28 protein-coding genes are annotated in these 23,219 nt (G+C 35.3%); 7 read left to right on the top strand and 21 right to left on the bottom strand.

Translation table 11 applies throughout. From position 1 onward, the window contains the following. Positions 1 to 6: 6 nt before the first annotated feature. Positions 7 to 978, top strand: coding sequence for a hypothetical protein (locus tag REB14_RS02525; protein WP_309521410.1), 972 nt, complete (start codon positions 7 to 9; stop codon positions 976 to 978). 254 nt (positions 979 to 1,232) lie between these two features. Next, a complete protein-coding gene (locus REB14_RS02530; RefSeq protein WP_309521411.1) occupies positions 1,233 to 1,889 on the top strand; it encodes a glycosyltransferase family 32 protein in 657 nt (218 codons plus the stop codon). On the opposite strand, the gene REB14_RS02535 is transcribed toward REB14_RS02530, so the two are convergent. After that, positions 1,886 to 2,221: a DMT family transporter gene (locus REB14_RS02535; protein ID WP_079242133.1), complete on the bottom strand. Its 336-nt coding sequence runs from the start codon at positions 2,219 to 2,221 to the stop codon at positions 1,886 to 1,888. The two genes, REB14_RS02530 and REB14_RS02535, sit on opposite strands and share 4 nt — an antisense overlap. Before the next feature lie 1,199 nt (positions 2,222 to 3,420). On the opposite strand from REB14_RS02535, the gene REB14_RS02540 reads away from it, so the two are divergent. From REB14_RS02540 to REB14_RS02555, 4 genes are all read left to right on the top strand, one after another. Further along, complete coding sequence (locus tag REB14_RS02540; RefSeq protein WP_079242134.1) at positions 3,421 to 4,137, top strand: AAA family ATPase; 717 nt, start codon at positions 3,421 to 3,423, stop codon at positions 4,135 to 4,137. After that, positions 4,134 to 4,871: a YggS family pyridoxal phosphate-dependent enzyme gene (locus tag REB14_RS02545; RefSeq protein ID WP_309521412.1), complete on the top strand. Its 738-nt coding sequence runs from the start codon at positions 4,134 to 4,136 to the stop codon at positions 4,869 to 4,871. The genes REB14_RS02540 and REB14_RS02545 overlap by 4 nt, the downstream gene beginning before the upstream one ends. Before the next feature lie 382 nt (positions 4,872 to 5,253). Beyond that, complete coding sequence (locus tag REB14_RS02550) at positions 5,254 to 6,084, top strand: hypothetical protein (protein ID WP_309521413.1); 831 nt, start codon at positions 5,254 to 5,256, stop codon at positions 6,082 to 6,084. Between the two features lie 39 nt (positions 6,085 to 6,123). Then, positions 6,124 to 6,381: a hypothetical protein gene (locus REB14_RS02555; RefSeq protein WP_145953252.1), complete on the top strand. Its 258-nt coding sequence runs from the start codon at positions 6,124 to 6,126 to the stop codon at positions 6,379 to 6,381. 91 nt (positions 6,382 to 6,472) lie between these two features. On the opposite strand, the gene gcvP is transcribed toward REB14_RS02555, so the two are convergent. Next, complete coding sequence (gene gcvP, locus REB14_RS02560; protein WP_079242137.1) at positions 6,473 to 9,331, bottom strand: aminomethyl-transferring glycine dehydrogenase; 2,859 nt, start codon at positions 9,329 to 9,331, stop codon at positions 6,473 to 6,475. Between the two features lie 488 nt (positions 9,332 to 9,819). On the opposite strand from gcvP, the gene REB14_RS02565 reads away from it, so the two are divergent. Continuing rightward, positions 9,820 to 9,969, top strand: a complete 150-nt coding sequence (locus REB14_RS02565) for a hypothetical protein (protein WP_309521414.1) — start codon at positions 9,820 to 9,822, stop codon at positions 9,967 to 9,969. A gap of 1 nt (position 9,970) precedes the next feature. Here REB14_RS02565 and REB14_RS02570 read toward each other — a convergent pair whose 3' ends face one another. The 19 genes from REB14_RS02570 to REB14_RS02660 form a co-directional block, all read right to left on the bottom strand. Then, positions 9,971 to 10,618 carry a J domain-containing protein gene (locus tag REB14_RS02570; protein WP_309521415.1) on the bottom strand — a complete coding sequence of 216 codons (648 nt, stop codon included), beginning with the start codon at positions 10,616 to 10,618 and terminating at the stop codon, positions 9,971 to 9,973. 368 nt (positions 10,619 to 10,986) lie between these two features. Next, positions 10,987 to 11,631, bottom strand: a complete 645-nt coding sequence (locus REB14_RS02575) for an alpha/beta hydrolase (protein ID WP_309521416.1) — start codon at positions 11,629 to 11,631, stop codon at positions 10,987 to 10,989. Positions 11,632 to 11,771: 140 nt separating this feature from the next. Continuing rightward, positions 11,772 to 12,029, bottom strand: coding sequence for a hypothetical protein (locus tag REB14_RS02580; RefSeq protein ID WP_079242140.1), 258 nt, complete (start codon positions 12,027 to 12,029; stop codon positions 11,772 to 11,774). A gap of 91 nt (positions 12,030 to 12,120) precedes the next feature. Then, entirely contained in the window at positions 12,121 to 12,453 is a 333-nt protein-coding gene (locus tag REB14_RS02585; protein WP_309521417.1) for a hypothetical protein, read from the bottom strand. A gap of 11 nt (positions 12,454 to 12,464) precedes the next feature. Next, positions 12,465 to 13,043: an RNA polymerase sigma factor gene (locus tag REB14_RS02590; protein ID WP_079242142.1), complete on the bottom strand. Its 579-nt coding sequence runs from the start codon at positions 13,041 to 13,043 to the stop codon at positions 12,465 to 12,467. Between the two features lie 451 nt (positions 13,044 to 13,494). Further along, positions 13,495 to 15,498 (bottom strand): S9 family peptidase, encoded by a 2,004-nt coding sequence (locus REB14_RS02595; RefSeq protein WP_309521418.1) that lies wholly within the window; start codon positions 15,496 to 15,498, stop codon positions 13,495 to 13,497. 173 nt (positions 15,499 to 15,671) lie between these two features. Next, entirely contained in the window at positions 15,672 to 16,130 is a 459-nt protein-coding gene (locus tag REB14_RS02600; protein ID WP_309521419.1) for a DoxX family protein, read from the bottom strand. 109 nt (positions 16,131 to 16,239) lie between these two features. After that, positions 16,240 to 16,698, bottom strand: a complete 459-nt coding sequence (locus REB14_RS02605; protein ID WP_309521420.1) for an SRPBCC family protein — start codon at positions 16,696 to 16,698, stop codon at positions 16,240 to 16,242. A 90-nt stretch (positions 16,699 to 16,788) separates the two neighbouring features. After that, positions 16,789 to 17,217, bottom strand: a complete 429-nt coding sequence (locus REB14_RS02610; RefSeq protein WP_079242148.1) for an SRPBCC family protein — start codon at positions 17,215 to 17,217, stop codon at positions 16,789 to 16,791. A 119-nt stretch (positions 17,218 to 17,336) separates the two neighbouring features. Further along, positions 17,337 to 18,203, bottom strand: a complete 867-nt coding sequence (locus REB14_RS02615; RefSeq protein ID WP_309521421.1) for a VOC family protein — start codon at positions 18,201 to 18,203, stop codon at positions 17,337 to 17,339. A gap of 141 nt (positions 18,204 to 18,344) precedes the next feature. Further along, the gene (locus REB14_RS02620; RefSeq protein WP_238594261.1) at positions 18,345 to 18,584 is read right to left on the bottom strand and encodes a helix-hairpin-helix domain-containing protein; all 240 of its coding nucleotides are present in this window, start codon (positions 18,582 to 18,584) and stop codon (positions 18,345 to 18,347) included. Between the two features lie 34 nt (positions 18,585 to 18,618). Next, entirely contained in the window at positions 18,619 to 19,032 is a 414-nt protein-coding gene (locus REB14_RS02625; RefSeq protein ID WP_079242150.1) for an SRPBCC family protein, read from the bottom strand. A gap of 75 nt (positions 19,033 to 19,107) precedes the next feature. Continuing rightward, the gene (locus tag REB14_RS02630) at positions 19,108 to 19,539 is read right to left on the bottom strand and encodes a VOC family protein (RefSeq protein WP_079242151.1); all 432 of its coding nucleotides are present in this window, start codon (positions 19,537 to 19,539) and stop codon (positions 19,108 to 19,110) included. A gap of 89 nt (positions 19,540 to 19,628) precedes the next feature. Beyond that, the gene (locus tag REB14_RS02635) at positions 19,629 to 20,408 is read right to left on the bottom strand and encodes an alpha/beta fold hydrolase (RefSeq protein ID WP_309521422.1); all 780 of its coding nucleotides are present in this window, start codon (positions 20,406 to 20,408) and stop codon (positions 19,629 to 19,631) included. After that, on the bottom strand, positions 20,408 to 20,908 hold the full coding sequence (locus REB14_RS02640; RefSeq protein ID WP_238594263.1) for a DinB family protein: 501 nt from the start codon (positions 20,906 to 20,908) through the stop codon (positions 20,408 to 20,410). The genes REB14_RS02635 and REB14_RS02640 overlap by 1 nt, the downstream gene beginning before the upstream one ends. A 226-nt stretch (positions 20,909 to 21,134) precedes the next feature. Continuing rightward, positions 21,135 to 21,596, bottom strand: a complete 462-nt coding sequence (locus tag REB14_RS02645; protein ID WP_309521423.1) for a hypothetical protein — start codon at positions 21,594 to 21,596, stop codon at positions 21,135 to 21,137. Positions 21,597 to 21,625: 29 nt separating this feature from the next. Next, a complete protein-coding gene (locus tag REB14_RS02650) occupies positions 21,626 to 22,036 on the bottom strand; it encodes a VOC family protein (RefSeq protein WP_079242154.1) in 411 nt (136 codons plus the stop codon). A gap of 97 nt (positions 22,037 to 22,133) precedes the next feature. Further along, the gene (locus REB14_RS02655) at positions 22,134 to 22,541 is read right to left on the bottom strand and encodes a VOC family protein (RefSeq protein WP_309521424.1); all 408 of its coding nucleotides are present in this window, start codon (positions 22,539 to 22,541) and stop codon (positions 22,134 to 22,136) included. Positions 22,542 to 22,618: 77 nt separating this feature from the next. Further along, on the bottom strand, positions 22,619 to 23,209 hold the full coding sequence (locus REB14_RS02660) for a Crp/Fnr family transcriptional regulator (RefSeq protein ID WP_079242156.1): 591 nt from the start codon (positions 23,207 to 23,209) through the stop codon (positions 22,619 to 22,621). Positions 23,210 to 23,219: the final 10 nt, after the last annotated feature.

Genomic DNA, 23,219 nt, shown 5'->3' on the forward strand with positions numbered 1-23,219 from the left:
CTACCCATGAAAACATTGAGAAGAGTACTTGTCCCCTTGGCAATACTTCCTTTTAAAAACATTATTTATGCCCAGAAAAAGGATAGTATTCCTTTGAAGGTCCGTGCTTTCTTTGCGGATAAAATCCCACAGTCACGAAACTTCAATATTGAATATACTCTGGTAACCCCATCCTCTTTTTCTTCACAGTTACAGGGCCAGGATTTACCAGATAATAAGGTCAAAAGTTTTCAGCAAATGATGGCGGATGCCAATATTTATTTTATCAAAAACAGAAGCTGGCTTTTGAGTACTGCCCTTGGCTACCGCTATACTTCTATCAAAAACGAAAACCCTGTCATACCCGGAACTCAGACTGAGGAAAACTTTCATTATCATTCGGAAGCAATTAACCTAAGCTACTTTTCAAGATTATTTAAAAAGACAGCAATATATTCCGCCAGCATTTCTACAGATGGAAGTGACCAGCATTTTGAAAGGATCAAAGGATTGGTAACTGCTTCATTGATTTTAAAGGCAACTCCAAAAACAAAAATGAGTCTCGGATTGGCTGGTATTATTGACCCGAGTTCCCAAATTCCCGTGCTTCCTATCTTCACGTATGAAAACAGATTCAATAATGGATGGGTACTGGACATCCTTCTTCCGAAAAAAGTATTGGTAAGAAAAGATATTTTTTCCAGTGGCAGAATTTCTCTGGGAACAGAAATGGATAACACCTCATTTTATACTTACCATAATGATAACACTTATGAATTCAGACAGGTTGTGATCAATTCAGGAGCTATTTATGAGCATAATCTTGGCGGAAATTTCATAGGCACTTTCAAAACGGGAGTCAGAGCCAATATCAATTCGAGAGCATTTAATAAGCAGGATTCTTTTAATGATTATATATGGAAAGCGACTTATAAACCTTCATTATATTTCAATATTGGAATTTCTTATAACCCTTTTGAAAGACAGAAAACAAAATAAATTCAAGAGACAATCAATTTCTTTTATATCGAACCTTATTCGTAAAGCTCCTCACCCTAAAGATTAAAAAAAAATTAAAATTTTTATCCACACTATTTAACCATTCGTCTAAAATAGAATCAAAACTCCAGCTAAGCATAAGCTATTTCAAAGATAGATATCTCTCTATTTCAGGAAAAATCTTATTACTGCTACACATCGCTGATGAAAAATGATTTTGGTTTTATATAAGAAGATGCTTTAAAAAATAGAAAATGGCAGTACCTAAACAAATATTTCAGACTTTCATAACTAAAAAACTTCCTTTGATTACAAGATATCACATCTGGAATATGAAAAGGAAAAATCCAGAATACCGCTATTTTTTCTATGATGACCAGGATATAGAGAAGTTTATCACCGAAGAATTCCCTCCTGAATATATTAAAAGTTATCGTAAACTTACCATTGGAGCGGCAAAAGCAGATTTCTTCAGGTATGCTATTTTATATAAAAAAGGTGGGATATACCTTGATATAGACAGCAGTACTATAAAACCGTTTGAAAAACTTATTCAGGAAGATGATGAAGCTGTGATCAGTGTAGAAAGACACGAAAACCTATATGTTCAATGGGCACTTATTTTCAACAAAAACCATCCTTTTCTAAAGAAAACATTAGAATTGATGATTGATAATATAGATACTCACCGCTATCCACATAATATACATGCTACTACGGGTCCTACCGTATTCAGTAAAGGAATAAGAGAATCATTAAAGGAAAATCCAGCAATTCCTTTTACATTATTTAACGGTATTGAGTTCCGGGGATATTTAAAGTTCAAATATAAACTGGGAAAGTTCTTTTTATACAAAACAAGATCCCAGCACTGGAAACAAATGGAAAAGCAGCAGGAGATTATTTTTTAATGAGTCCCCATTTTTGAGAACACATTAATAATAATCACCCCAATTACAATCAGGGCAATTCCAATAATGGCAGGCAGATCAGGAACCTGCTTGAAAGCTATAACTCCTATCATCGTTATAAAGACTATACCTACTCCGGACCAGATGGCGTAGGTAATTCCCACAGGAATATGTCGCAGAGTAAGACTCAGAAAATAAAACGCACAGGCATATCCGATAACTGTCACTACCGATGGCCATAGTTTAGAAAATTCTTCAGACTTTTTCAGGAAGGTTGTGGCAATAATCTCAAATACAATTGCCAGGGCAAGAAAAATATAACTGCGTCCCATAAATTCATTCTTTCTACAAAAGTAGTAAAAGCCCCCGGGGAATTCAAAAGAGAATTCTCTCACCCTCTCTATTCCCGGGACAAGAAATGTTTATATTATCCATGAAAGGTCAGCTCTTTCTAAGCTTCAATAATTTTCACAGGAGTCCAAATACCATTAAGCCTTTCATTTTCAAAAACAATCATTCTCATTGTGTGGGTTTTACTGACCTGAAATAAATCGGTCAGCAGACAACTTTATTTTCATTTTTGGCATGAAATAATATTTCTCTATGACATGAAATGTGACAACTGACAAAAATTCCAGCATAAAAATCAGCGTCAAGAATAGATTTTATTAACATAAAAGTCTATTTGAAGTGAAAAATCAAAATTCAAAAATTACACTTTACGACAATATTATGCTGCACATTATTTATTATTTGTTTTATCAACTCCAATATAGAAGTCAAAAAACGATTAACACATTCACATAATTTTACAGATAGAATAATAAAAGTATTAATAAATTCCAAATAATACATTAATTTAATGTAAACAAAAATTCACCAATACATGAACACAAAACACCGTAATACACTGATATACATCATAGTGTTTTACTTTGGCACATGATTTGAAAGTAGTAATATTGCAATTGAAAAATTGATAAAAAAAAGTCAAATAATTAAAAATAATACAAAATGGTAACTTATATCGGTATCGTAACAGGTTTAGTAGTAATCACTTCATATTTCATGACAGTAAGAAGAGAAAGAAACTAATCTTAAAATAAAACAAGCCTATAGAATATCTATACTAATTATATTGTTTTATGTTTTTAGTCTGAGAAATCGGATTGCTCTTTTACCATTGGGTAAAAGGGCCCAAAAACATAAGCAGAAAGATCTTAGTTTCATAACAAATTTTAATATCCAAATGAGAAAAGCCGGCCCTAGGTCTGGCTTTTCTTTTTTTTTATTGGGAGAGTTTTATAAAAGCATAATTGTTTATTTCCCACAGATTTCACAGATTTTCACAGATGCTAGGGAATATTTTTTGTTTTACAGATGTACACCCATAATTCATCACTCATAATTTATCATTTATAACCTATCATTCACTTTACGTTGGACCAGATGTTTATTATGATTCAGGATTCTTTTTAACATTCAATAAAGCTTTATCTTTGTTTATTCAATAATCCTTTTAATCGTCATCATGAATCTGTACAACCTCATTATTCAAGATAAAGAACAGGTAAGCCTTAACGAAGTATTTCTCAGTGCCAACAACAGAGAACAGCTTGTACAGCTTATTAAAGAGCACACTTACGTTAAAGAACTCCAGGAGTATGGCTTGCCGGTTAACCATAAAATTTTACTTGAAGGAAGCTCCGGATGTGGAAAAACAATGACGGCAAAAGCAATTGCTAATGCTCTTGGAAAAAATATTATTATTTTAAATCTTAGTAATATTGTTTCATCCCGTATCGGAGAAACATCACAGAACATTAAAATGATTTTTGATAAAGCCGCCAGGGAAAGATCGGTATTATTCCTTGATGAACTGGATCAGATCGGGAAAGCGAGAGGCAGTGATGACAAAGATGTAGGTGAAATGAGAAGATTGGTTAATACTTTGATTCAGCTGATTGACTATTACCCTGAGAATGCTCTTTTAATCTGTGCTACCAATCATCCTGAGATTATTGATACTGCCCTTTTAAGACGTTTCCAATTAAAAATTAATTACGAAATGCCTTCTGCTGAGATCCTGGATACATTCTACGACCAGTTATTAGCTAAGTTTCCGGAAGAAATTAGAACTATTGAAAGAAAATATTCCATTTCCTTTGCTGAAGCTAAAGATTATGCCTTAACAGCCGTTAAAGCTGCTTTAATTAAAAAGCTGGAAGCCAAAACCATCTCATCATGAAAGAAGATATCCTCTACAATCTCACTTTGATCAATGATCGGATAAAAAAGGCCTGTGAGCAATCCGGAAGAAATAGTAATGAAGTCAGGTTATTACTGGCGACGAAAACTGTTTCTGCAGAGCGCATTAAAATTGCTTTGGAAAATGGACAAACCTTAATTGCTGAAAATAAAGTCCAGGAACTGAAGGAGAAATATGAGGAGCTAAAGGATATTCCCCATGAAAATCATTTTATAGGCCATCTTCAGACCAATAAAATCAAAGATATTCTGAAGTATGGTGTTACCTGTATTCAGTCTCTGGATCGTCTGGAACTTGCCGAGAAACTTCATCAAAAGCTTTTAGCTAAAAACAGTACGATGGATGTTTTAATTCAGGTGAATACGTCCAATGAAGAGAGTAAATTTGGTGTTGATCCCAATAATACCATTAAACTTACCCGAAAGATTTCACGCTACTCTACTTTAAAAATAAAGGGACTGATGACCATTGGATTATTCAGTGCTGAAACCGAGAAAGTAAGAGCATGCTTTAAAATCCTGAAAAGACTTCAACAAGATATCATCACCGAAAATATTCCCAATGTAGAAATGAAAGAACTTTCTATGGGAATGAGCGGAGATCTGGAAACTGCCATTGAAGAAGGTGCAACCATTGTACGAGTAGGCACTGCTGTTTTTGGAACAAGAATCTATCCGGACAGCTATTATTGGGATGAAGAAAAGCCTTTGTAGAACAGGTTTTTTAAGTCTACAAATCCGGTATACTTTTTGCTATAAATATTTCATAACCAAACAAATACATTTATGGATAAAAAATTACTATCGGTATGTCTATTCATGACATTATTATTCTTTTTTTCATGTGAAAAAGAAAACACACAGATGAAAAGTGGAATTTCCATTGAAACCATTTCAATTATAACCTGCGTTACTATGGGCGTAGCTATTTTGCTTGCTTATAGCTTTAAAAGAAGATAACAAATTGGAATTTAAATACTAAGACACCTCTCAATTTTTGGGAGGTGATTTTTGTTTCAAAATAGTAATTAAATGATTGACATTTCATTAAAATATAATAAATTTCAAAAAATTTCCTTTCGCTACTAATAAATCCATGAAAAAAATATCCCTGGCAGTACTTTTACCTTTACTCATTTTGAATTGTACTCACAAAAAAGAAAGTGTTCAGACAGGCAAAGAGAATCCCAATCTTAAAATGTCCATACCACTTGAATATCTTGCAGATTATCCTGCAATCAAAGATTCTTCTAAATTCATCACAAATCTTCGACAAGCCTTTGATCTGAACATTCATGAAAGCCAGGTCCAGCAGGAAGGTGAAAAAATCACGGTATTCAAAAAAGTAAAAATTAATGGTTCAGATCAGGATTATTATTTTATTGAATATGACTGGAAAGTTGGTTCTACAGCGGAATATCCCTGGAAAACTCAGTTAATATTAACACAGGATGGCAAACTGATGAAAACGCTTTCTGCCCATCGGTTTGAATTGGTTTCCATTTTCCCAAAAGAGAACCCGTTCTTACTGGTTACATCTGTAACAGGGCAAGGAAATGGCGGGCATGAACTTTACAAAATAGCAGCAGATTCTTTAGTAAATATCTATGAGGGAGAGGTCAGAACATATGATGCCCATGAAGACAATAAAGTATATGAGCCTAATGAGTTAAAATTAAAAATAAAAGACTACAATAATGATGGCTTCAATGATATAGCTTTTACTGGAAACCTTCTTTTGATACAAGGACAGACTCCACAAGGAGATTGGTATGATTTTGAAACTATTAATGGCAAGCAGGTTAGTTATTCTGTTAATAATCCTTTCAAAAAAGTTCCTGTAGAATATATTTTTCTTTATGATCAAAAAACAGGGCATTTTAAGGAAAAAGAAAATTATGTTGAGAAATATAAGATATTTGAATAATCGAAAAACCTATCTTTGAATCAACTCATAACCACTTTCATGAAATACTTTTTTCTCATCCTCACCATTGTAATACAACTCTTATCAATCATATCATTACAATTATTAGACAGCTTCGAAACCATCATTGGAATTTTCATTGTCTGCCTTGCCATGGGAGCTTTGATTTATTTTTCAAAATCGGTAAAAGTTGTATCTCTAAAAAATCTTGGTTTTGGTCTTTTTTATGGATCATTAATTTCATTGGTGAGTGTAGTGGCTTTTATAACGTGGCTTTCTTATAATTTCCCGAAATAGGTCTTGAGATTGCTTCGCTTCGCTCGCCATGACCGAAAACAAAAATCCCTCTCATTGCTGAAAGGGATTTTTTATAGTTAAAAAACTGAGATTACATATAAGCTTCAATGGGCTCACAAGTACATACTAAGTTTCTGTCTCCATATGCTTCATCTACTCTTGATACAGAAGCAAAGAATTTGTGGTCTCTTACCCACTCTAATGGATAAGCTGCCTTTTCTCTGCTGTATGGTTTATCCCAAGAATCAGAGATTACCAATTGTTCTGTGTGAGGAGCATTTTTCAATACGTTGTTGGCAGCATCTGCTTCACCGTTTGCAATTTCATCGATTTCTTTTTTGATAGAGATCAACGCTTCTGCAAAACGATCAATTTCAGACTTGCTTTCAGATTCTGTAGGCTCAATCATCAAAGTACCTGCAACCGGGAAAGAAACGGTAGGAGCATGGAAACCATAATCCATTAATCTCTTCGCCACATCAGCCACTTCAATTCCTAAAGATTTGAACTGACGGAAATCCACGATACATTCGTGAGCTACTCTTCCGTTTTCGTTTGAATATAAAATCGGGAAATGCTCTGCTAAAATTTCTTTCAGGTAGTTCGCATTCATGATTGCATGTCCCGTAGCCTTTTTAAGGCCTTCAGTTCCTAACATTTTAATATAAGAATAAGAAATGTTAAGGATCAATCCTGAACCGTACGGTGCAGCAGAAATACCTTCGATAGCTTCTTTAGCTCCGATTCTGATGTTCGCGTTAGAAGGAAGGAAAGGTACTAGGTGTTTAGCAACACAAATTGGACCTACTCCAGGACCTCCACCTCCGTGAGGAATTGCGAAAGTTTTGTGAAGGTTAAGGTGGCAAACGTCAGCCCCGATGTTTCCAGGACTTGTAAATCCTACCTGAGCGTTCATGTTGGCACCATCCATATATACTTGTCCTCCGTGCTCATGGATCAGGTTGGTAATTTCTTTAATGTTAGCATCAAAGAATCCGTAAGTAGAAGGATAAGTAATCATTACAGCAGATAAGTTTGCTGAATGAAGTTCTGTTTTAGCTTTAAGATCTTCGAAGTCGATTTCACCGTTTTCAAGGTTTTTCACAACAACGATTTTCATTCCTGCCATAGCAGCGGAAGCCGGATTTGTTCCGTGTGCAGACTGAGGAATCAATACTACATTTCTGTGGTGGTCTCCTCTTGAAATATGATATTCTCTGATCACCATTAATCCTGCATATTCTCCTTGTGCTCCGGAGTTGGGTTGAAGAGAAGTTCCTGCAAAACCTGTAATTTCTGCTAAGTCTTTCTCCAGTTCACGGATCATTTCCTGATATCCTTCAGCCTGGTTTACAGGCACAAACGGATGCACTGCGCCCCAGTTTTCCCATGAAAGTGGTAACATTTGAGTCGCTGCGTTCAGCTTCATAGTACAAGATCCTAAAGAAATCATTGAATGAGTCAATGATAAATCTTTTCTCTCAAGACGCTTGATGTAACGCATCAATTCTGTTTCCGTGTGGTATTTGTTGAATACTGATTCCGTAAGAATTTCGTCTTTTCTTAAGTTTTCTTCAGGAATGCTGTATCCTTCTTTTATTTCTAATTTGAAAGTCTGCTTGTCTTTAAACTGAGCGAAAGAAGCCATTAGATAATTTAATTTCTCTAATGTTGTACTTTCGTTGATCGCAATACTTACTACTCCTTCTGTGAAATAGTTAAGGTTTAATCTATGATCAAGCATCAGTCTTACTAATCTTGCTTTCTCATCTTCAGCCATTGTCATTTTCACTGTATCGAAGATTGGCTCTTCTACTACCTGATATCCTAATGCCTTAAGACCGTTTTTCAACGCATTTGCTTTAAAGTGGATCTGATCAGCGATATAACCTAACCCTTTAGGACCGTGGTAAACAGCATACATACCGGCCATTACTGCCAAAAGAACCTGAGCTGTACAGATGTTTGAAGTAGCTTTCTCTCTTTTGATGTGCTGCTCTCTTGTCTGTAATGCCATTCTTAAAGCACGTCTTCCGTACATATCCTGAGAAACCCCGATGATTCTTCCAGGAATATCTCTTTTATAATCTTCTCTACAAGCAAAAAAAGCTGCGTGAGGCCCTCCGTACCCTAATGGAATACCGAATCTCTGTGTAGTTCCTACCGCACAGTCAGCACCCATTTCTGCAGGAGACTTTAACTTAACCAAAGCCATCGGATCACAAGCAACCGCTACCTGAAGATCAAGTTTTTTATATTCTACAATATCTTCTGTATAATCTAAAACGATTCCGTTTTTACCAGGATACTGTAATAAAATACCATAATAAGAAGCATCAAACTGGTGTGTTTTATGATCTCCAACTACGATTTCGATTTCTAATCCTTCAGCTTTTGTTTTTAATACAGAAACTGTTTGAGGAAGCACAAGGTCAGAAATGAAAAACTTATTAGCTCCTGCTTTTTTCTGGTCTTTAGATCTGTTGTTGAAGAACATATGCATTGCTTCAGCAGCAGCAGTAGATTCATCCAATAAAGATGCGTTGGCTAATGCAAAACCAGTAAGATCACATACTACAGTCTGGAAATTAAGAAGAGCTTCAAGTCTTCCCTGTGCAATTTCTGCCTGATATGGAGTATATGCCGTATACCAGCTAGGGTTTTCAAAAATATTTCTCTGGATTGCTGAAGGTAAAAGTGTATTGTGGTATCCAAATCCGATATAACTTGTATAATCAGTATTTTTAGATGCCAATTCTTTTGAGTGGTTCAACATTTCGTATTCAGAAAGTGGTTCCGAGATCTCAAGATCTTTCTCTAAACGGATAGAAGAAGGGATGGTTTGAGAAATTAACTCTTCAATACTAGAAACGCCAAGTTTTTCCAACATCGCCTGTTTATCGGCTTCATTAAGGGAAATGTGACGGCTCACAAACTGTTCTGTATTCATTTTTATTTATTAGATTTTGTTTGTAAAAAGATGGGTAAAATTACAATTTTTTGGACGATTGTACAAGAGGGTATCCAAGGCGATAATTCACAAAAATATTTGTGACTTTTCTCACAATTTGTTTTTCACAAACATCACACAGAGTTCAGATGAGTTTCAATAACAATATTCATTATTCTATACATAATACACAAAAAAAACATTAATTCTCATATAATTAAACACGTTCAACTTTATTAAAGTAAAATAAATTATTCAACTGCATCTACTCTAATTGATTAAACTTATCTTGTAAAAAGGCTGTAAATTTTAATTTTATTCAAAAACCAATCTTTAGCTTCATTTATGGTGAATATAAGAAGTGATGAGAGCGTCAATCCAGCCTTTTTATTTCTTTATATAAAAGACTTTTTCCGTTATACATCAGGTTTTAAGAATTTTATGAAATTTTATTAATTATATTTATTCTAAATTAATATATTTGCAGCATGAATATGATTGTCCCATTTAAAGTTCCGCCATTGGCTCCTTACTCATTCAATAAAGAAGAGATGTTCTGTGAAAAGAAATCTTGTTGTAAAAAATTCAAAAAAGGGAAAAGATGTAAAAAATGCCCGGGAAGAAAGAAAATGGCATAAACTAGCTGAAATTTTTGATCAGCATATAAATAGCAATCGCTAGAATAATAATTCCCCAGACCAACATCATAAATTTAGGCTGACCAGATTTGTTAATTCTTGTTCTGGGCTGTGGCTTAAACATTTCTTCCACCGAGTTTTTGAACTTTTCAGAATCGTTCTCAAAAACTTCTGTAATGGTAATTCCCTGAACAACCGTTTTGTGCAAAAGAGAATTCGTTGCATGAAGCAAAATCTGGAATTTCCCGTCTTTAAATTCTGTGATCTTGAAGACCCTCTCTCCATACGGCTTTTCCAATCCGAAAGGCAATACCTTTACTACATCAGCATTGCTCGTCTGCCAGTTGATGATAATCTCCTCTCCTTTTTTCGCATGAACTTTATTCGCTGTAAAAGTTTTGATAGCTGGCGGAATATTATATCTGAAACTTCTCTGATGATTTTCCAGGTTCTGATCATAAGTACGCCTAAGCGCACGATCACTCAAAGTCTCATAGGCTTCCTGGATCTCACGGAAACGGTCAGCAAAAAAATCGTCATTATCATTTTTATCAGGATGATATTTTAAAGACAGTTTTCGATAGGCTTTTTTGACGTCTTCTTCCGAAGCATCCTGTGATATACCGAGAAAATAGTAGTAATCTTTCATTGAGCAATACAAAAATAAGGATTTATTTTTCTTTGTGTTTGATGTTTACAGTAATTTTTTGTTGAAAATATGGATCAAAAAGTCATTGCGAACCGAAGGTGAAGCAATCTCAATATAGCTTATAATCCGTTGGTTGGAAAACGCAAAGACGCTAAGTCTTTTTACAACAAACTGTATATTTTTAAGGATTTTATCTCCGATAAAATTGCACTTCTCAACAAATGCTGCGAATTAAATGAGTTCAACAATTCCTTTGTCATTTCGAGCATAGCAAGGAATCTCAACTTTAATTTCTGCCCACAGATTTCACAGATTACGCAGATAATTGGAGTATAATTTCAATAAAATCATATTCCAAAAAACATTATTTATTTCTGTGAAACCCATTTCTTAGTGGGAACAATCCAATCATTGAGCGCTTTAAAAAGAAAACCGTGATGTAAACCTGTATTAAGTTCAATTTCCTTAAAATCTTTAATATCAGATCTGATAAATCTTTGTTCCTGTGATAACAGTACATGCCCGTCATCCGATTTCTCCGTAATGGAAAGAATTCTTCCATATAACCTGAAGTTTTTGTCTTTTTCCAAAGAATCATCTTTGAAGGTAGCTCCAATGAAGACAAACTTCAATTGCGGATTCTTCTCGTAAAAAGAGACATACTGTGCAATATAACCTCCCTGAGAAGTTCCTACAACCGCAATCTTTCCGGCCGGAATTCCTTTTTTCATCAGGCTATCAATCTGCTTCTTTACCTTCTCAGCATAAACCGATGGATCTGTACCTGATTTTCTTTTCTCAGAAATAACAATTGTATTTTGATCCCTTAGTTTGTTGAGTATTGTTTCATATTCTGCAACACCATATTTGGGATGTTTTTCCTCAAAAGAATGATCTTCCAGAAATTTATTATGTAAAAAGAAAATGTATTGTTTTTGTTGTGACTTTTGGCCAAACAATATAATCGAAAAAAACGAAAGTATGACAATAAAAACATTTCTAAACCTCATCATAACCTGATTTTTTATAATTGCAAAGACACAAATGTAGTATTAAAAACTTTCCCAGGAGTTGTTTAAACAAAAAAATTCCGGCGCGGGAAGCTTTGCTTCCCGCGCCGGAATTAAACAATTTCAATTTAGTTCTTAGGATATTATGCTTCGCAGGTATTATCCTTTTTGCAGCATCTTGAATGGAATTCTTTTTTGAATTTTCCTTTCAGTTCCTGATAGTCTTCCTCATTCATTTCTCTGATCTTATCTGCCAGTCCGAAAGGGGATTTTTCTTTAATTCCGTACTCATCAAAAATACCTTTGATAAATCTTTTTCTTTGTATTGCTTTTTTAGCAATTAAGGCTACACCTACAACGGCTAATGCTCCAAGAGCTCCTTTTAATGCTGAATTTTTCATTTTTTCAAAATTTTAAATTTTACTACTTCTTGTTTTTTATAGAGACGAATGAATTCTGATTTTACTTTACTACTTCTTTAAAAATTTCAAATTATTCGTTGTTTCTGTTGAAGAATCCTCCCGAGCATTTATTTCTCCAAACCTCTTTGAATTTCTCTCTTTCCTCCGGGGATAAACCTTCCATTTTCTCCCTCATTTTTCTTTCCTTGAAATCTCTCATTCCCTTACCGAAATGGAAACCGCCAAAAAGAATTTTGCTTAGGATCAGTATTCCCATGGCCTGCCAGAAAGTAATGATTTTAGCGCCTAAAATCTCCGGAAGAAGGCAGTTCCAAAGCATCATGACAATCCATGTAACGGCAACTAAAATTAATGGTGGGCATAGCAATAAAAAAAACCAACCCTTTTTGTGTTTATGATTCATAATTTCTTTTTCTAACTTTTTAAATCTTCGTATAATTTTCTCAATCTGTTTCTCAAGTGCTTCACAGCATAGTTTTTTCTACTGATGATGGTTTTGATGTTTTCTCCCTGTTCATCGGCGATCTCCTGGAGGGTTTTGTCATTCAGTTCGTTTTCTACGTAGACCAGCCTTTGTTTTTCGGGAAGTTCATCAAGTGCTTCAAACAGTTTTTTCCAGATCTCATCCTGAAACATCTTCACTTCAGGACCCGCACTTTCATCCATCAAAAGGATATCCTTGATAGAAAAACTGCCGTCTTCATCTTCATATACGAAATCTTCAAGATTTTCTGTTTTCTTTTTTCGGTAACGGTCTGTAATTTTATTTGCCGTCACCCTGTACAGCCAGCCCCCAACATTTACGATCTCCGAGAGATTCGTAAGGCTACTGAACTGATACCACACTTCCTGCAGAATATCTTCCGCATCCTCCGTGTTTTTCACTTTCGGACGAATATAGGACATCAGCTTCCCTCCGTAGTTGGAAACGGTCTGTGAGATGATGTTTTCTTTCTCCTTCTGTGGCATTGTTATTTTTTCGACAACCTCCATATTGTTATGACGGCTGAACTTTTGGTTTTACTTTAATAAATTTAAAATATTTTTCTTAAAATTCAATTTTTCTTTTATTCATCAATGTTTTTTATCTCATAAATTTTCAACAACTTACGCATAAATTATTTTTCAGAAGCTTTTTCCCGCTATCCGCTCATACTCCTCACGCCCAACGATCCCACACTCTTCCCCTCCGAATCTCCCATTCATGTTCCGGGGTAACCGCTGTTATCGGGGCTAGAAGTATCAATGATGAATGATAAAGACCTTCTTATCCATTCTCAATTTCTAACTTCATTTGAGATTCCTACGGAATGACACAATTGTAATGATAGTCTATCCATACAGCTTGTCATTCCATAGGAATCTAAACCCCCACTTAGTTATAATAACAAAAAAAGAAACGGAAGACCTAAGCCCTCCGTTCAAATGCTATTCAATTAATAGTTTATTTATTAAAATTTTCTGCAAAGAATCCTAACATCGATTTATAAAGCTCAATTCTGTTCGGTTCTTTTCCAAATCCGTGACCTTCATCATATTTTACCAGATAAGGAACTTCAAATCCTTTGGCACGCATTGCTTTTACAATCTGATCAGATTCATTGATATTTACTCTTGGATCATTAGCTCCTTGTACCACAAATAAAGGTTTCTTAATCTTATCAATCTGGAATACCGGAGAAACTTCTTTAGCAATTTTAGCTTCTTCAGGGTTATCAAGATCATACCAGATCTGTTTTACCATTTCTTTGTATGGTTTCCAGTATTCTGGGAAAGAATCAAAGAAAGTAAAGATGTTGGATACGCCTACATAATCTACCCCACAAGCATATAAATCAGGAGTTTTAATCAATCCCATCAATGTTGCATATCCACCATGGCTTCCTCCATAAATCGCAACTTTATCCTTGTCTACCCATCCTTGCTCAATAGCATATTTTACACCATCTTCCACATCATCCATTGCTTTTCTTCCGATCTGCTTGTAACCCGCTTTCTGGAATGATTTTCCATATCCTCCTGAAATTCTGAAGTTCACCTGAAGCGTAGCGTATCCTCTGCTTGCAAATAATTGTGTTTCCGGATTGAATCCCCAACTGTCTCTGATTCCCTGTGGCCCACCGTGAGGGTTGACAATCAAAGGAACTTTTTTACCTTCCAGTGCCGCTTTAGGCAGGGTAATATATCCATGAATAGTCAATCCGTCTCTGCTTTTAAATTCGATAGGTCGCATTTCAGCCATATCTTCTTCCTTCAACTGAGGCATCAGGTTGTAAAGAAGTTTGGTCTGCTTGGTTTTGGTATTGTATTCATAATAGGTACCATACAGCTTATCACTTCCTACAACAACCAGAAGTTTATCATTATTATCATCAGAAGAAGCAATTCCAAATTCCTTATCTCCAAACTGAGATTTTAATTGATCATGTATTTCTTTATAAAATTTACTTACCGGAACTGTTTCCCCCTTAGTCCCTTCATAACTTATAAAATCAAGTTCATAATTTCTGTTTTTACCGGCAGTGCTTATTGAACTTACATCATATACCGGATTAGAATAAATTTCTTTAATCACAGCATTTTTTTTCAGATCATACAGCACGATTCTCGCTTTATCGCTATCCAGATTCGTTACCACATACGCTTCATCTTTATTTTTAGAATTTTCATTAAATTCTATAATACTGAAGGTATCAGACCAGTCTGCAGATTTAATCAGATTGAATTTTCCGGTCTGCAGATCTTTATAATAGGTTTTTGTGGTTAATCCGTTTTCAAGAACGCTATAACCTCTCAGATTTCCATCCTTATCAAAAAGATAGTCGTCAATAGGACTGTTGACATCTTTATTTTCATACAGCTGGGTCATTTCCCCAGTAACGAAATTGATTTTAAAAGGTTCAAAGATCTGCTTGTTGTTTTTGTTCATGGTAACCACAACGAAATCAGTATCTTTTATAGGAATAATTGCCTGTACCTTTACTCCATCAAATGGTGTTAAATCCTTTTGATTGCTTCCATCGATATCGGTGGCATAAAGGTGGATATTTTCATTTCCACCTCTATCCTGAGTATAGAAAAGACGTTTTTTGTTCAGCCATCCGTACCCTCTTACCAGATCATCTTTTTCTACAATGGCTTTCGTAATTTTTCCTGTACTCAGATCTTTTACATAGACATGATTTTTTTTCTCCTGATCTTTTTCTTTATAGGAAAGGTATTTCCCGTCAGGAGAGATTTTAAAGGCCGAGGCTTTTGGTCTTGCAAAGTAATCTTCAACTTTATATTTAAAGTTTCCTTTGTCATAAGAAATCAGTTTCTCAAGATTAGCCTTGGAAGATGGCAAAGTAGGATCTCCCGGCAGTTTGGCAGTAGAACTCTGTGCGTTAGTCATAATGGTGGATAGTACAATAAGGGCTGTACCGAAAATGTTGTGATTTAGGTTCATAACTTCTGTTTAAAAGGTTAAAGTTATAGAAAGCACTCATTTTTAAAACAATAGAAAACAAATGCATTTTATATAATAAGACACATTCCACCTACAAAATGTTACACTTTCATATCATTTAATTAAAAAAATCTCAATTATATAAAAAAGACAGCCTTTACAGACTGTCTTTTTTATTGTAAATAAATTCCGAAATACCAGGTCCAGAGCATCAGAATAATCTGCATGGGAATCCTTTGGATGTAAAGATATCTCATTCCCGGACCGGTGTAATCGGCTTTAAAAATATTAATCTTTTTCTTGGAAGAATTGATATTAGCTATGAAAACCAATACATAAAAAATGATCAGTAAAATAGCTGTGATCTCACGAATAGCCGGAATCATCAATCCGATTCCTGCTGCAATTTCCAGAACTCCTGTAAAGTATACCCAAAACATTCTGGCAGGGATAAAATCAGGAATCATCATCGCCATTCCCTTTTGAAATTTAAAATGGGAAAAACCTGTAAATATGATGAAAACAGCCATTCCCAAATTTCCTGAAAATATAAAGTCCGGCTTCCCCTGAAACAAAAAAGTTGCCAGCAAAGCCAGAATAAAAGTTGCGAAAAGTATGACGAGTAATTTCATTTTTTAGGGTATAGATGATAGGTTATAGGTGGCAGGTAGTAGGTGCAGGGATTAGGGATTAGGGATTAGTATTCAGGATCAAAACCTCAACTTTAAACTTTGAATTTCATTATACTGAACCAAAACTTACACCTTCGGCAAGGCTTTTCACAACCAGCAGTCCTTTTGTAAAGCCTGTGTTCATATGATCCTGCCATTGTTTTTCTACCTGAACTTCAGCGTGAAGTTTTGTTTTCCCGCCAAAGTCTATCAGAAAGTATTTCTCAAAACTTCCGTTCCATTCCATGACTTCTTTACTCTGGGTATCTTCATTTCCCTCTTTATCCACCATTCCCAAGTGTTTAAATACAATCTGGTTAGGCTCATCCAGACTGTCTATGGTTGAAACCATTCCTTCCCCCTGTGCATTAAGGAAATAGGTTTTACCTCCTACTTTCCAGTCGGATTTCATAACAGATCCTGCCCCGAAATACTTGGTCCATTCACTGTACGTTTCAGGATTCCAGAGGATGTCCCATACTTTCTGTAGAGGAGCATCTATTACTGTTTCGTATGATAAAGTTTCCATTTGTTTCATTTTTTTAAGTGGTCATTGTGAGCAAAGTGAAGCAATCTCAAAGCTCAAATGATTTTTTGCTTTTAGTTCAAACCGAATTGTTTATAACTGATTTTCTGAGAGATGTTTCACAATTGACATTGCCTTTGGAAATTTCTCTTCAAAAAATTCTTTAAATTCTGCCGGAGTCTGAATTTCCGCTTTCAGTAAAGTTCCGTCTTCGTTCTCCTCAAGAAAGTAAGCTTCTGTGGCTTCTCCCCAATCCTTAGGCACTTCAATACCGTCATAAATTTCACCCAGATGCAGAAATTTTATTTCTTCATTGGGAATCACTTTTTCTACTCTGCTGTACATCCCATTGTTCTTAGGATCAAGAAATTTGACAATATTATTTTCTTCCAGCGTTCCTTCATAGAAAGAACCGTCTGTAAATGCTGTAGTCCATTGTCTGTAGGTAATATCGCCCCAAAGAACACTCCATACTTTTTCAGGTTCAGCATTGATTTCTATTTCGTATGATAATTTTTCCATATATTTTTAAGGTATTTGGTTACAGGTAATTGGGTTGGAGAGTTTTAGAGTGAGAGGATTTTGTACAATCACTTCTAATTTCCAACCTTTAAATAGCATCAAACAATACGCCGAAAAGTTTAAGAATTATAAGCTTCTTCCAGATCCCGGATGATAATTTTCTGCATTTTCATCATGGCCTGAACTACTTTATATGCTTTTTCCTGATTAGAATCATTCATTAGCTGGATGAGCCTCTTAGGTACAATCTGCCAGCTTAGTCCATACTTATCTTTCAGCCAGCCGCACATGCTTTCTCTTCCTCCGTCTGCTGTAAAAGTATTCCAGTATTTGTCAGTCTGTTCCTGGTCATCTGTCATTACCACCAATGATATTCCTTCATTAAAGTCAAACTGATGATCATAGGAATTATCCATACAGAATAAGCTATAATTATCGATTGTAAAATGAGCATGCTGTACATTTTCTGCCGGTTCTGGTATATCATGACCTTCACTGCCTGCGTCATAGGTTAATATATTCCCGATACTTGAATTGGGAAAAGTTCTGGTATAAAGTTCCATTGCTTCTTTTGCTTTCCCATTATTCTGATGGATAAACATCAGCGTAGGAACTATTTTCTGATCACTTGCTTTTTCACCCAGAAACAACTGCCATGTTACTCCGTATTTATCCTGAACCCATCCGTATTTCGGACTCCATGAGTAAGATCCCAGTTCCATCAAAGCTATTCCGCCATCCAGTAACTGATCCCAGTATTTTTGAACTTCGTCTTCTGTTTCACAGATTACCATAAAAGATATAGAAGCATTTTTTTTGAATTGCGGGCCTCCATTTAGAAGCATGATTCTTTGTCCAAACAAATCAATGTTCATCACAACAGGAGTATCTGCTGTGATTTCGCCTCCAAAAACTTTACAATAAAATTCTGCAGACTGCTTGGCGTCTCCATCATACCAGAGACATGGGAAAATATCGTTATTCATAATTTTAAATTTTAACAAGAAAAATGTATTTATACTTTTAAATTCTCTATACAAAAGCAAAACGGATCTTATGCCTTTACATTGAAACGATACTATTACGCTTTACTGTAAGACACTGCAAGTTTTCCAGTTGTATATTTATTATGCTTCTTTAAAACAGACCTGATTTTCTTTCATATAATTCTTCAGCTTCATCATCGCATTTTTACCGAAACCATGAAGCTGCATGATTTCTTTTTCGGAATAATCTGAAAGTTTTTCCAAAGAATTTATTTTTTCTTTTTCTAAGGCTTTTCTTGCAGGTATTGCAATAACTCCGTAAAGGAATTGCTCTGCAGAGTCATAATTAAAAGCATAAATAGAGTTTAAACTCTTTGACATGATAACTAGATTGATCATGGCTACAAAAAAATTGTTAATGATTCTCAACATATTTGTGGAAGTTGTTGAGAATAGCATACCAGCCATCTCGCTGCATTTCCACAGAATTTTGTTTTTCCGGATCGAAAATTTCAATGACTTTCGTTGTATTCTCATCTATTTTATTGAAAACAACTTCTACTTTCCGTCCGTCTTCCATGTGATACTTAATGACCTCATGAGGAACTATTTCATCATATACTCCTTCAAAATCGAATCCGAAACTTTTGTCTTTCGCTTCCATTCTGTTTTTGAATTTGCCCCCTACGGTAAGGTTATTTTCAGAACTAGGACACTGCCAGGTTTCATGGGCGAAATTCCATTTCGTGATGTGTTTGGGCTCATTGAAATAATTCCAAACCTTTTCCACCGGTGCTAAAATTGTAATGTCTATTTTAATTGGATCCATAGTTCTATTTTTTAAGTTTGCATAAAGAGATGCCCATTTTTGGGCAACTCTTCATATAATTAGTTAAATATAAGATTATTTTGCGTATTCGTCATTATAGTTCACCATCCAATGAACACCGTATTTATCCTGGAAACACCCGAAATAGTCTCCCCAAAACTGATCTTCGATTGGCATTTCTACATTTCCACCATCAGAAAGTTCTTTAAAAAGTCTATCTGCTTCACTTTTGGAATCAGGGAAAATAGAAACATAATTGTTGTTTCCTACAGTAAGAGTCTGCCCAAATCCGGGTACAATATCTGATGCCATTAAAAGATCACCTCCGATAGGCAGAGCAATGTGCATTACTCTGTTTTTTTCTTCTTCCGAAAGGTTTTCTGTTCCGGGAGCATTTCCCATTTTATGAATTCCTCCAACGAATTCACCACCGAAAACAGTTTTGTAAAAATTGAACGCTTCTTCTGCTGTTCCATCAAAATTTAGGTATGGATTTAATTTAGCCATGATTTTTAATTTTAAAGTTATTATTATAAGATATTGTTTCTACTGTTGATCCATTAAGAATTAATTAATTTACTATGAATAAAAAATACTTAATGGTTTAAAAATTTCGCCACTTCTCTGACGGTAAAGTCTATTAGATTGGTATCCAGACTTCCGTCAAAATCCGGCATCATATAAGTGCCATGAGTGGCAGGAAGAATCATTAATCGTGAACCTTTTACCAGCCTCCACATTGCTGCAGTATGTTCCGGCTTCATCACATCCTGATCTCCACTGATAAATAATGTGGGTGACTTTATAGACGTCAGCACCTCATCATCCCAATCTTCAAACGTTTGCATCCTTGTGCAGTCTTTCTCAAAAAGGTTTTCCAGTTTTGAAAAATCCGGATTGAGATTTAAAAAATTAATTTTAAAAGTTTCTGGCATTGATTCGAAAGTGGCTTCCTGCATGCCTTCAAAAAAGCCATCTATCATTCCACTTCTTTTATAAAAAGCTGAAGCAATGACCAATTTTTCAACTATTCCCGGATGACGATGGCCAATCTGCATTACGGTACTTCCTCCGTTGCTAAATCCCCAAAATGAAGCTTTCCCGATAGTAAGTTCTGCTAGAATTCCGGCTACATCATCAGCATCCTGTTCAAATGTTTCTGGAATATCCCGATGTTCACTTCTTCCGTGATTTTGTAAATCGATTCCTATCAACTGAAATTGGTCAGCCATTCTTTCAATGACTTCTTTAAAATCACAGAGCATGGAAGAGCCACCGCCATGGATCAATACCAAAGGCTTTCCTGATCCATAGATCTCGTAATACAATTGGATTCCGTTGACTTTTTTATAGCCTTTTTCTATTGGATTCATCATTAATATTTAAGATTTTCATCCACATCATACTTCATTCCCGGATAATCTAAAATTCTGCGCATTAAACCTATCTGTCCGCATAAATAGTCTTCACGGCCGATACACATTCCGACAAAATTGAGTTTTGTTTCTTTAATGAAAGGGATATTCATTCCTATTTCAAATATTTCATCCAGTTCTTCATCGGTTACTTCATAAAGTTTTTCATATACTTTAGCAGAAATTGAGTGAAAATTTTCTTTCAATTCAGCCAGCGTTGGATATTTAAAGCTTTCATCCAGTGCTTTTCCCTGGAAAAATAAATCGCTGTAAGGATCTTCGTCCCGAAGTCCAAGTACCCAGCCTAATCCATAACGCATGTTGATAAAATTTCCTGCCATCCATACGATGTGATTGGTTTTATTTTCAATTCTTTTCAAGGCGTCTTCTTCCGAAATACCGTCCAAAACATTCATAAAGCTCTGGGAATGCATTCTGTAAGCCGGAATGACGAGTTCCATTTTTTTTGATTTTGGTGTGTTCATTTTTAATTATAGATTAGAAGTTAGAAATTAAAGGTTAGAATTTTGGAGAAACGCAAAGGCGCTAAGAGTTTTACAAACCATGCGTTTTTAAGGCGCGGGGATTTTATCTTCGATAAAATTGACTGTTCTAAAAATGTAATACTAAATATGTCAGCGACGTACTTGTCATTCCGAGCAAAGCAAGGAATCTAAAAATAACATGCTATTTTATTGCTCCAGGTTTTCCTAAAATTCTTCGGAGATAGCCCAACTGCCCGCTGTGATAGATTTCATGAAGGCTTAGCGTTGATATATCTTTAACCATTTCAGATTGAAAATGCTCAAGATTACTAAGTTTTGCTTCCAGCTTATCCTGAGATTGTTTCATATAAGATTTTAAATCTTCAAAGTTGACTAATTCATCTTTTCGATCTAAAGGCATTTCTCCTCTGTTATAGAAAGAAAATTTTTCACTGTCCCAGACAGATTCTTCTCCTAAAATATTCAGTAAAGGATTCCTGATTTGGATCAAATGCCCCAGAATCCAGTTCATACAATTGGCTTCACCATTGGGAAAAATCATAGATTCTTCGTGGGTAATACCATCTATATTCAACGTAATCACATAATAGTTACTGGTTACCTGATTTTTTATGATTTCTATATCGTTTGACTGTGTTTCCATTGGATGTATATATTTGTGATTTGAGCAGACTATTCAGCAGGGATCTGAGAGACATCTCCATGCATTACTTCCCACTGATGGCCATTGATATCTGCAAAACTGCTTTGATACATCCATCCGTAATCTACGGGTTCACTGTATTTTGAACCTCCGTTTTCGATGGCTGTTTTTACCATACTATCTACTTCATCCCGACTGTTTGCCCCGATGGCAAGGAGTACCTGAGTAGTATCTCCTTTTGCAAAAGGTCTGTTGGTAAAGGTTTGGAAAAACTCTTCTTTGAGAAACATCGTGTAAATATGATTTTCTTTCATCACTACACATATTGCTTTATCATCTGAAAACTGTTCATTAATAGAAAAGCCAAGCTTTGTCCAGAATTCTCTAGTTTTTTGAACGTCTTTTACGGGTAAATTGACGTAAATATCGGTAATGTTCATTTTGTAAATTTTAGTGGTGATTGTTATCCAAAATTACCAGAATATGGTAAGATTATGCTTGCCATAGGACAAAATTTGATTTTAATTTGAGCTGAAATTATTCTGTCGGCATTTGAGACAGATCAGCAAAAGTAATATTCCAGCCGTGACCGTCCAGATCCCAGAAAGAATTCTGGTACATCCACCCGTAGTCCTGAGGCTCTTCATGTTGCCACGCTCCGTTCTCTACAGCGGTATTTACTATTGCATCCACTTCTTCACGACTGTTTAAGCCTACTGCTACAAGAACCTGACTGGTATTTTCTTTGGCAACAGGTTTATTGGTGAAGGTCATAAAATAATCTTCCTGCAGAAACATAGCATAGATGGTATCATTCAAAACAACACAGGTTGCTTTATCATCAGAGAATTGTTCATTGATAGAAAAACCTACCTTAGTCCAGAATTCTTTTGTTTTCTGTACATCTTTCACCGGAAGGTTCACATAAATTTGATTGATTTTCATTTTTTGTAATTTTAGTGTTAAACTGTAATCCAAAATTACCGAGGTGCAATGAAAATCTACTTGTCATAGGGCAAGATTTAAATTTTCTTAGGATGGGAAACGATTTCCTTACGGATACGGCTTAAAGAAGTGTCTGTAACTCCCAGATAGGAAGCAATTTGTTTCAAGGGTGCAAATTGGATGACTTTAGATTTCTGCTCAAGCAAATTAAGGTATCTTCTGGTGGCAGAAAGGGTAAACATCTCTACAGATCTTTGTTTATAGGCAAAAAGTTCCTGAGACATCCACGATCTTCCCCATTCTCTGAGGTTTGGAATTTTATGGAACAGCTCCTGGAAAGTGTCATAATCCAGTCTCCAGCATTCACAGTCTGTAATACAAACGATATTTTCCTGAGAGGGAACTCTCTGAAACATTGACAAGACCTCAATAATCACTTCATTCTCTACAAAAAAATGAGTGGTTACTTCGTTTCCGTTGAAATCATTCACATAGGAACGCGCCAATCCACTTTCAAGAATATAATATTCATTGGCCGTTTTTCCTTCTTCAAGAATGAAATCACCTTTCTGGAAAGATGTTTTTTCATGAGCCTGAAATATTTCAGCAAGCTCTTCCGGGAAAAAAAAGGGGAAATCATAGCAGGTTTCTAAAGCTTTATTGGTCATTGGTGTCATT

Origin of the sequence: Chryseobacterium metallicongregator, assembly GCF_031324065.1 — a bacterium.
Taxonomy (GTDB): domain Bacteria; phylum Bacteroidota; class Bacteroidia; order Flavobacteriales; family Weeksellaceae; genus Chryseobacterium; species Chryseobacterium metallicongregator.